The 697-nt window shown below is 59.4% G+C and carries 1 pseudogene; it reads left to right on the forward strand.

Annotated features, from left to right (window positions below):
- Window positions 1–697, forward strand: a pseudogene (locus AC1DWI_RS25400) (HlyD family type I secretion periplasmic adaptor subunit); the annotation flags it as partial.

Consider the following 697-nt stretch of genomic DNA (forward strand, 5'->3'; position numbering starts at 1 on the left):
TGGTTAAGGTGATTGCGGTCAAGGATGGACAGCTCGTCAAAGCTGGAGACTTGCTCCTGGAGCTGGACGCCACCGCAACCCTGGCTGACCGTGATCGGTTGCAGCGCGAATTCTGGGAGACCCAGGCGGACGTGGCGCGACTCAATGCCTTGCTGTCGGGCAAGGACACTTGGGCCGAAACACGCGATTTGCCGGCTCCGATGCTTGCCAATCAGCAGGCAGTACTGGCTAATCGGCGCAGTGAGCAGGATTCACGTGTGGCCGCATTGGATGCTGACGTTGCAAGGCGTACGGCGGATCGCGAGGCCATTTCGGCGAATATCGCGCAGTTGCAGAATAGCCTGCCGCTGGTACGGAGAAAGCACGAAATGCGCGAAGAGCTGGCCAGCACGGGTCATATTGCGCAGACGGGCTTGATTGAAACCCGGCTTGAACTCCTCAACATGGAAAAGGATATCTCCGTGATGGGCAAGAGGTTGAATGAATCAGCAGCGAGCCTTAATGCATCTGTCCAACAGCGCAAACAGGCACAGGCCGAGTTTCGTGCCCGGGCCAGCGCTGAATTGGTGGACGCCATTCGCAAGCATGATGCGGCTCGCCAGGAGTTGATCAAGGCCACGCAGCGGCGCGACCTGCAAACGCTGCGCAGCCCGATTGACGGTGTGGTACAGCAGCTGGCAGTCACGACGGTCGGTGG

It is taken from the genome of Polaromonas sp. P3_C2, assembly GCF_056402675.1.